Below are 6,909 nucleotides of genomic sequence, written 5' to 3' on the forward strand. Positions count from 1 at the left end.
TGTCGGTGTCGCCGGCGAGGAACGCCGGGTGCCGCAGCACGTTCACCAGCAGGTCGCGGTTGGTGCGCACCCCGTGCACCTCGGCGGAGGCGAGCGCGGCGGCGAGCAGCCGTGCCGCGACCGCGCGGGTCGGTGCCCGGGAGACGACCTTGGCCAGCATCGGGTCGTAGTGCACCCCGACCTCGGTGCCGTCGACGACGCCGGAGTCCAGCCGCACCCCGGTCTCGCGCAGCACCGCGAATTCGGCGGGCGTCGTGGGCAGCGCGAGCCGGTGCACCGTGCCGGACTGCGGCTGCCAGCCGCGCGCCGGATCCTCCGCATAGAGCCGCGCCTCGATCGAATGTCCTTGCACCGGAGGAGGTTCAGGATCCAATCGTCCGCCGGCTGCGATGTGGAACTGCAGGTCCACGAGATCGAGGCCGGCGGTGCATTCGGTGACCGGGTGCTCGACCTGCAGGCGCGTGTTCATCTCCAGGAAGAAGAATTCTCCCGCCTGCCCGTCCGCTCCGGTTCCCGTGGCGAGGAACTCGACGGTCCCGGCGCCCTCGTAGCCGATGGCGGTCGCCGCGAGCCGCGCCGCCTCGAACAGCCGCTCCCGCATCCCGGGCACGGCCTCGACGAGCGGCGAGGGCGCTTCCTCGACGACCTTCTGGTGCCGCCGCTGGATGGAGCACTCGCGCTCGCCGACCGCCCACACGGTGCCGTATCGGTCGGCGAGGACCTGCACCTCGATGTGCCGGCCGGTCTCGAGATAGCGCTCGCAGAACACGGTGGGGTCGCCGAATGCGGACTGCGCCTCGCGGCGGGCCGCGGCCAGTTGACCGTCGAGGTCCGCGAGGTCGCGCACCACCCGCATGCCGCGCCCGCCGCCTCCGGCGGATGCCTTGACGAGCACGGGCAGATCGGCGGCGGTGACGGCGGCCGGATCGAGTTCGGCGAGGACCGGCACCCTGGCTGCGGCCATGAGCTTCTTGGCCTCGACCTTCGATCCCATCTGCTCGATCGACGCCGGCGGCGGCCCCACCCACGTGAGCCCCGCGTCCTGCACACTTCGAGCGAATTCGGCGTTCTCCGAGAGGAATCCGTATCCGGGGTGCACGGCGTCGGCGCCGGCGGCGAGCGCGGCCGCGACGATCCGGTCGCCGCGCAGGTAAGTCTCGGCCGGGGCGTGCCCCGGCAGACGCACGGCGACGTCCGCATCGGACACGTGCGGGCTGCGGGCGTCGGCGTCCGAGAACACCGCGACACTCGCGAGGCCGGTGCGGTGGCAGGTCGCGAAGACCCGGCGGGCGATCTCGCCGCGGTTGGCCACGAGCACACGGGACATTGTCATCGCGGCCTCACATCCGGAAGACGCCGAAACCGTCGGCGCCTTCGATCGGGGCGGTGGCGATGGCCGACAGGCACATCCCCACCACGGTTCGGGTGTCCCTGGGGTCGATGACGCCGTCGTCGTAGAGGCGCCCGGACAGGAACATCGGAAGCGATTCGGCTTCGATCTGCTGCTCGATCGCGGCCCGCATCGCTTCGTCGGCGGCCTCGTCGAACGCCTGGCCGCGCGCCTCGGCGGCGGCGCGACCCACGATCGAGACGACACCGGCGAGCTGCGCCCCACCCATCACGGCGGATTTCGCGCTGGGCCACGCGAACAGGAACCGCGGATCGTACGCGCGGCCGCACATGCCGTAGTGGCCTGCGCCGTAGGAGGCGCCGAGCAGGATCGAGATGTGCGGGACGGTCGAGTTGGAGACCGCGTTGATCATCATCGCGCCGTGCTTGATCATGCCGCGTTCCTCGTATTCGCGGCCCACCATGTAGCCGGTGGTGTTGTGCAGGAACAACAATGGCGTGTCCGCGCGGTTCGCGAGCTGGATGAACTGCGCGGCCTTCTGGGATTCCTCGTTGAACAGCACCCCGCGCGCGTTGGCGAGGATCCCGACCGGGAACCCGTGCACCTGCGCCCAGCCGGTCACGAGCGACGACCCGTACAGCGGTTTGAACTCGTCGAAGTCGGAGTCGTCGACGACCCGGGCGATCACCTCGCGCGGGTCGAACGGCTTGCGCAGATCCTCCGGCACGATCCCGAGGAGTTCCTCCGGATCGTGGCGGGGTTCGCGGACGTCGGGGCGCGGAGCCGGACCCCGCTTGCGCCAGTTCAGCCGCCGGACGATGTTGCGCCCGATGCGCAGCGCGTCGTATTCGTCGACGGCGAGATGATCCGCGAGACCGGAAGTGCGCGCGTGCATTTCGGCACCACCCAGGGCTTCGTCGTCGGATTCCTCACCGGTGGCCATCTTCACCAGCGGAGGGCCGGCGAGGAACACCTTGGACCGCTTCTCGATCATCACGACGTGGTCGGACATCCCCGGCATGTAGGCGCCGCCGGCGGTGGAGTTCCCGAAGACCAGTGCGATGGTGGGGATCCCGGCCGCGGACAGGCGCGTGAGGTCGCGGAACAACCGCCCGCCCGGGATGAACACCTCCTTCTGGGTGGGCAGGTCGGCGCCGCCGGACTCGACGAGCGCGATCAACGGAAGCCGGTTCTGCAGGGCGATGTCGTTGGCGCGCAGACTCTTACGCAACGTCCACGGATTGCTCGTGCCACCGCGGACGGTGGGATCGTTGGCGGTGATCATGCATTCGACGCCCTCGACGACGCCGATCCCGGTGACGATGCTCCCACCGACCGGGAACTCGGTGCCCCACGCGGCGAGCGGGGACAGCTCCAGGAACGGCGAGTCGGGGTCGATCAGCATTTCGATGCGTTCGCGCGGCAGCAGCTTGCCGCGTGCGCGGTGCCGCGCGACGTACTTCTCGCCGCCGCCGGCGAGTGCCTTCGCGTGTTCGGCGTCGAGTTCGGCGAGTTTGGCGGTCATCGCCTCCGAGGCCGCGCGATACTCCGCCGATGCCGGGTCGATCCGGGTGGTCAGGGCGCTCATCCGGTGTACCCCAATCGTTTCGCGGCGAGTTCGGTGAGGATTTCGGAGGTGCCGCCGCCGATGCCGAGGATGCGCATGTCCCGGTACTGGCGTTCGACCTCGGATTCGGCCATGTAGCCGAGCCCGCCGAACAGCTGGACGGCCTGGTTCGCGACCCATTCGCCCGCCTCGACGGCGGTGTTCTTGGCGAAGCACACTTCGGCGATGAGGTCGCCGTCGCCCTCCAGGGAGCGTTCGACGACGCGCCGGGCGTAGACGCGGGCCACGTCGATGCGGCGGGCCATCTCGGCGAGGGTGCGTTGCACGGACTGGCGGGTGACGAGGGGACGGCCGAAGGTTTCGCGGTCGCGGCACCACGCGACCGTCAGATCGAGGCAGCGCTGCGCACCGGAATAGGCCTGCGCGGCCAGGGCGATGCGTTCGGCGACGAAGGCCATGGCGATCTGCCCGAATCCGGTGTTCTCGGGGCCGACCAGGTTCGCGGCGGGGACCCGCACGTCCACGTAGGACAGTTCGGCGGTGTCGGAGGCGCGCCAGCCCATCTTGTCGAGCTTACGGGACACCGTGAATCCCGGTGTGCCCTTTTCGATCACGAGCAGGGACACCCCACCCGCTCCGTCGCCGCCGGTGCGCACGGCGGTGACGACGAAGTCGGCGCGGCATCCGGAGGTGATGTACGTCTTGGCACCGTTGACGATGTAGTGGTCGCCGTCGCGGACGGCGCGGGTCGTCAGGTGCCCGACGTCGGAGCCGCCTCCGGGTTCGGTGATCGCGAGCGAACCGATCAGGTCCCCCGCGAGCGTCGGCGCGACCCACCTGCGGATCTGTTCGGGATCGCCCGCCGCGATCAGGTGCGGCAGTGCGATGCCGCACGTGAACAGCGACGCGAACGCACCGCCGGAGGCGCCGGCCTCGTGGAACGCCTCGCAGATCGTCAGGGTGTCGGCCGCGTCGCCGCCGGACCCTCCGACCGATTCGGGGAATCCGGCGCCGAGCAATCCCAACGCGGCGGCCTTCTTGTGCAGGTCGCGGGGCAGTTCACCGTCGCGTTCCCAGTCCGCGAGGTGCGGCAGGATCTCGCGTTGCACGAAACCGGTCACGGTCTCGCGCAGGGCGGTGCGTTCGGGGGTGGTCCAGATGCTCACGCGGTGGTCTCCAGCAGTGATTCGGGAATGTCGATGTACCGGGCGCGCAGCCATTCACCGAGGCCCTTGGCCTGCGGATCGAATCGGGCCCCGGACGCGACGCCGCGCCCGAGGATGCCTTCGACGACGAAGTTCACCGCTCGCAGGTGCGGCAGCACGTACCGGGTCACGGTGAGCGGCCGCGTCTCGGGCAGCAGTTCCTTCACGGCGTCGACGGTGAGGGCGTGGACGAGCCAGCGCCACTGGTCGTCGGTGCGGACCCACACGCCGATGTTGGCGTCGCCGCCCTTGTCGCCGCTGCGGGCCCCGGCGACGGTGCCGAGCGGGACGCGGCGGACAGGTCCCGGCGGCAGGGGATGCGGCAGGTCCGGTTCCGGCAGCGGCTCGAGCGGGCGGGTGGGCGTCACCGGCTCGACCGCGACCGCGGTTCCGTCCGGCAGCACCGCGGTGTGCGGGACCAGACCGGCGGCGACGTAGGCGGCGGTGTACACGCCGTAGGGCGCGCCGTTTCCCGGCGGCGCGGTGAGCGAGAAACCGGGATAGCTTGCGAGCGCGAATTCGACTGCAACGGAAGAAAATGCGCGTCCCACCACGTTGGAGTCGCGGTCGCGGGCGGTGCAGCGCAGCAGAGCGCTCGCGGCTTCCTCGGTGTCGGCGTCGGGGTGGTCGGTGCGGGCCAGCGTCCAGTCGAGTTCGGCGGGCCGGACGGTCAGGTTCGCCTCGACCTGCCGCCGGGTGAGCGCGGCCTTGGCCTCGATGTCGAGCCCGGTGAGCACGAACACCGCCTCGTTGCGGAACCCGGCGAGCGAGTTGAGGCAGACCTTGAGCGTCGGCGGCGGCGCTTCACCGCGCACCCCGCTGATGCGGACCCGGTCGGGTCCCTCCTGGGCGAGCTGAGCGGTGTCGAGCCGCGCGGTGACGTCGGGTCCGGCGTAACGACCGCCGGACACCTCGTAGAGCAGTTGCGCGGTCACGGTACCGACGGTGACCGCTCCCCCGGTGCCGGGATGTTTGGTGATCGTCGACGAACCGTCGGCGGCGATCTCGGCGATCGGGAAGCCGGGGCGGTCCAGGTCGTCGATCTCGGTGAAGAACGCGTAGTTGCCGCCGGTGGCCTGGGTGCCGCACTCGATCACGTGCCCGGCCACGACGGCTCCGGCGAGCGCATCGAAATCGTCTCGGGCCCAGCCGAAGTGCGCGGCCGCAGGCCCGACGATGACCGAGGCGTCGGTGACGCGCCCGGTGACGACGATGTCGGCACCGGCGTCGAGGCACCGGACGATGCCCCATGCCCCGAGGTAGGCGTTGGCGGTCAGCGGTGGCGGGTCGGCCGAGAACCCGAGTTCGCCGACCCGGCCGACGAGGTCGTCCCCCTCGACGTGCGCGACGGTCGCATCGACGCCGAGTCGCCCGGCCAGTTCGCGCAGCGCGGCCGCCAATCCCGACGGGTTCAGGCCGCCGGCGTTGGTGACGATCCGTACGCCCTTGTCGAGCGCGAGACCGAGACAGTCCTCGGCCTGACGCAGAAATGTCTTGGCGTAACCGAGATTCGGATCCTTCATCCGATCGCGGCCGAGGATCAGCATCGTCAGTTCGGCGAGGTAGTCACCGGTGAGATAGTCGAGGTCACCGCCTTCGAGCATCTCCCGCATCGCCGCGAGCCGGTCACCGTAGAAGCCCGAGCAGTTGCCGATCCGCACGGGTGCGCTCATCGGGATGCCCGGCTGTCGCGGCCGGCGCCGGGCGGGCCCGCGAACGCCTGGGCCAGGTCGAGCCAGGCGTCGGCGTCGGGTCCGGTGGCGACGAGCGCGGTGTCCCCGCGGTGCACCCGCTGGGTGACGAGACGGCAGAAATCGAGTGCCGGGCCGGTGACGGACTGGGCCGCGTCCGCCGGTCCCCATTCCCAGACGGTGCCGTCGGGGGCGTCGAGTTGCACCCGGAACGGCTCGGCAGGCGGGGTGCGGTCGTGCACGATGAATGCGAAGTCGCGGGTGCGTACACCGAGGTGCGCGACGTGGCGCAGGCGCGCGGTGGGAGTCCGGGTGACGCCGAGTGCGTCGGCGACGTCGCCGCCGTGCGCCCAGGTCTCCATGAGCCGGGCCGTCGCCATCGACGCCGCGCTCATCGGCGGGCCGTACCAGAGGATCTTGGTGCCGGCCGGGACGGCGGCGAGGGCGTCGGAGAGTTCGCGGCGGGTGGCACGCCAGTCGGCGAGCAGTTCCGCAGGAGGCCGGGCGGCCAGCTCGGCGGCGCCCTTGTCGACGAATCCGGTCGGGTTGGCGAGGGCGTCGTGTGCGGCCGCGACGAACGCGTCGGGGTCGCCGATCGCGAGGAGTGCCGCCCGGTCGGTCCACAGCAGGTGACCGATCTGGTGGGCGACGGTCCAGCCTTCGGCCGGCGTCGGTGTGGCCCACTCGTCGGCGGGAAGGTCCGCGACCAGGGCATCGAGGTCGTCGCCCTCGGCGCGCAGGTCGTCCAGAAGCGTGCGCAGCTCCGTCATGGGTCCAGCGTCACATGCTGTTCGCCAGAAATCAAGCATTCGTGATTGTTTTTTGGCGCGCACGGTCGGCGACCGCTGGTTAGGGTTCGCAGGGAGCGTCGGACAGTGGAGGCCACATGCGATACCCGGAGCCGGCGCGACGCGCGGTGCCCGTCGCCGCGGTTCTCGGATCCGTGCTGTCGATCCAGTTCGGCGCCGCGTTCGCCAGCACCCTGTTCGATCGGGTCGGTGCGGCCGGCACGGTCACCCTGCGCCTGGTCCTCGGCGCAATCGTGTTGTGCGCGGTGGCCGGGCCGGCGTCGATGGCGCGGTCGGCGGCGCAACG

Annotated in this window: 5 protein-coding genes and 1 pseudogene; 1 reads left to right on the forward strand and 5 read right to left on the reverse strand. The window is 71.0% G+C overall.

All coding sequences use genetic code 11. The annotated features are described in order from the left end of the window. The 5 genes from ACN675_RS26730 to ACN675_RS26750 all read right to left on the reverse strand — a co-directional run. Window positions 1–1,333 (reverse strand): acetyl-CoA carboxylase biotin carboxylase subunit (locus ACN675_RS26730; RefSeq protein WP_420753697.1); only part of this gene is annotated, 1,333 nt, incomplete at its 3' end. 7 nt (window positions 1,334–1,340) lie between these two features. Then, complete coding sequence (locus ACN675_RS26735) at window positions 1,341–2,939, reverse strand: acyl-CoA carboxylase subunit beta (protein WP_420753698.1); 1,599 nt, start codon at window positions 2,937–2,939, stop codon at window positions 1,341–1,343. After that, window positions 2,936–4,084 (reverse strand): acyl-CoA dehydrogenase family protein, encoded by a 1,149-nt coding sequence (locus ACN675_RS26740; RefSeq protein WP_420753699.1) that lies wholly within the window; start codon window positions 4,082–4,084, stop codon window positions 2,936–2,938. The genes ACN675_RS26735 and ACN675_RS26740 overlap by 4 nt, the downstream gene beginning before the upstream one ends. Next, a complete protein-coding gene (locus ACN675_RS26745; RefSeq protein WP_420753700.1) occupies window positions 4,081–5,796 on the reverse strand; it encodes an acyclic terpene utilization AtuA family protein in 1,716 nt (571 codons plus the stop codon). The genes ACN675_RS26740 and ACN675_RS26745 overlap by 4 nt, the downstream gene beginning before the upstream one ends. Then, on the reverse strand, window positions 5,793–6,584 hold the full coding sequence (locus ACN675_RS26750; protein ID WP_420753701.1) for a TIGR03084 family metal-binding protein: 792 nt from the start codon (window positions 6,582–6,584) through the stop codon (window positions 5,793–5,795). The genes ACN675_RS26745 and ACN675_RS26750 overlap by 4 nt, the downstream gene beginning before the upstream one ends. Before the next feature lie 116 nt (window positions 6,585–6,700). Between ACN675_RS26750 and ACN675_RS26755 the strand changes: the two are divergent. Next, a pseudogene (locus tag ACN675_RS26755) lies at window positions 6,701–6,909 on the forward strand (EamA family transporter); the annotation flags it as partial.

Origin of the sequence: Rhodococcus sp. O3, assembly GCF_048897285.1 — a bacterium.
Taxonomy (GTDB): Bacteria; Actinomycetota; Actinomycetes; order Mycobacteriales; family Mycobacteriaceae; genus Rhodococcus.

What these genes read in the sequence shown, in the direction of transcription:
- ACN675_RS26735 (WP_420753698.1), bottom strand. Translation starts at nt 2,939, where the DNA reads ATGAGCGCCCTGACCACCCGGATCGACCCGGCATCGGCGGAGTATCGC.
- ACN675_RS26745 (WP_420753700.1), bottom strand. Translation starts at nt 5,796, where the DNA reads ATGAGCGCACCCGTGCGGATCGGCAACTGCTCGGGCTTCTACGGTGAC.
- ACN675_RS26750 (WP_420753701.1), bottom strand. Translation starts at nt 6,584, where the DNA reads ATGACGGAGCTGCGCACGCTTCTGGACGACCTGCGCGCCGAGGGCGAC.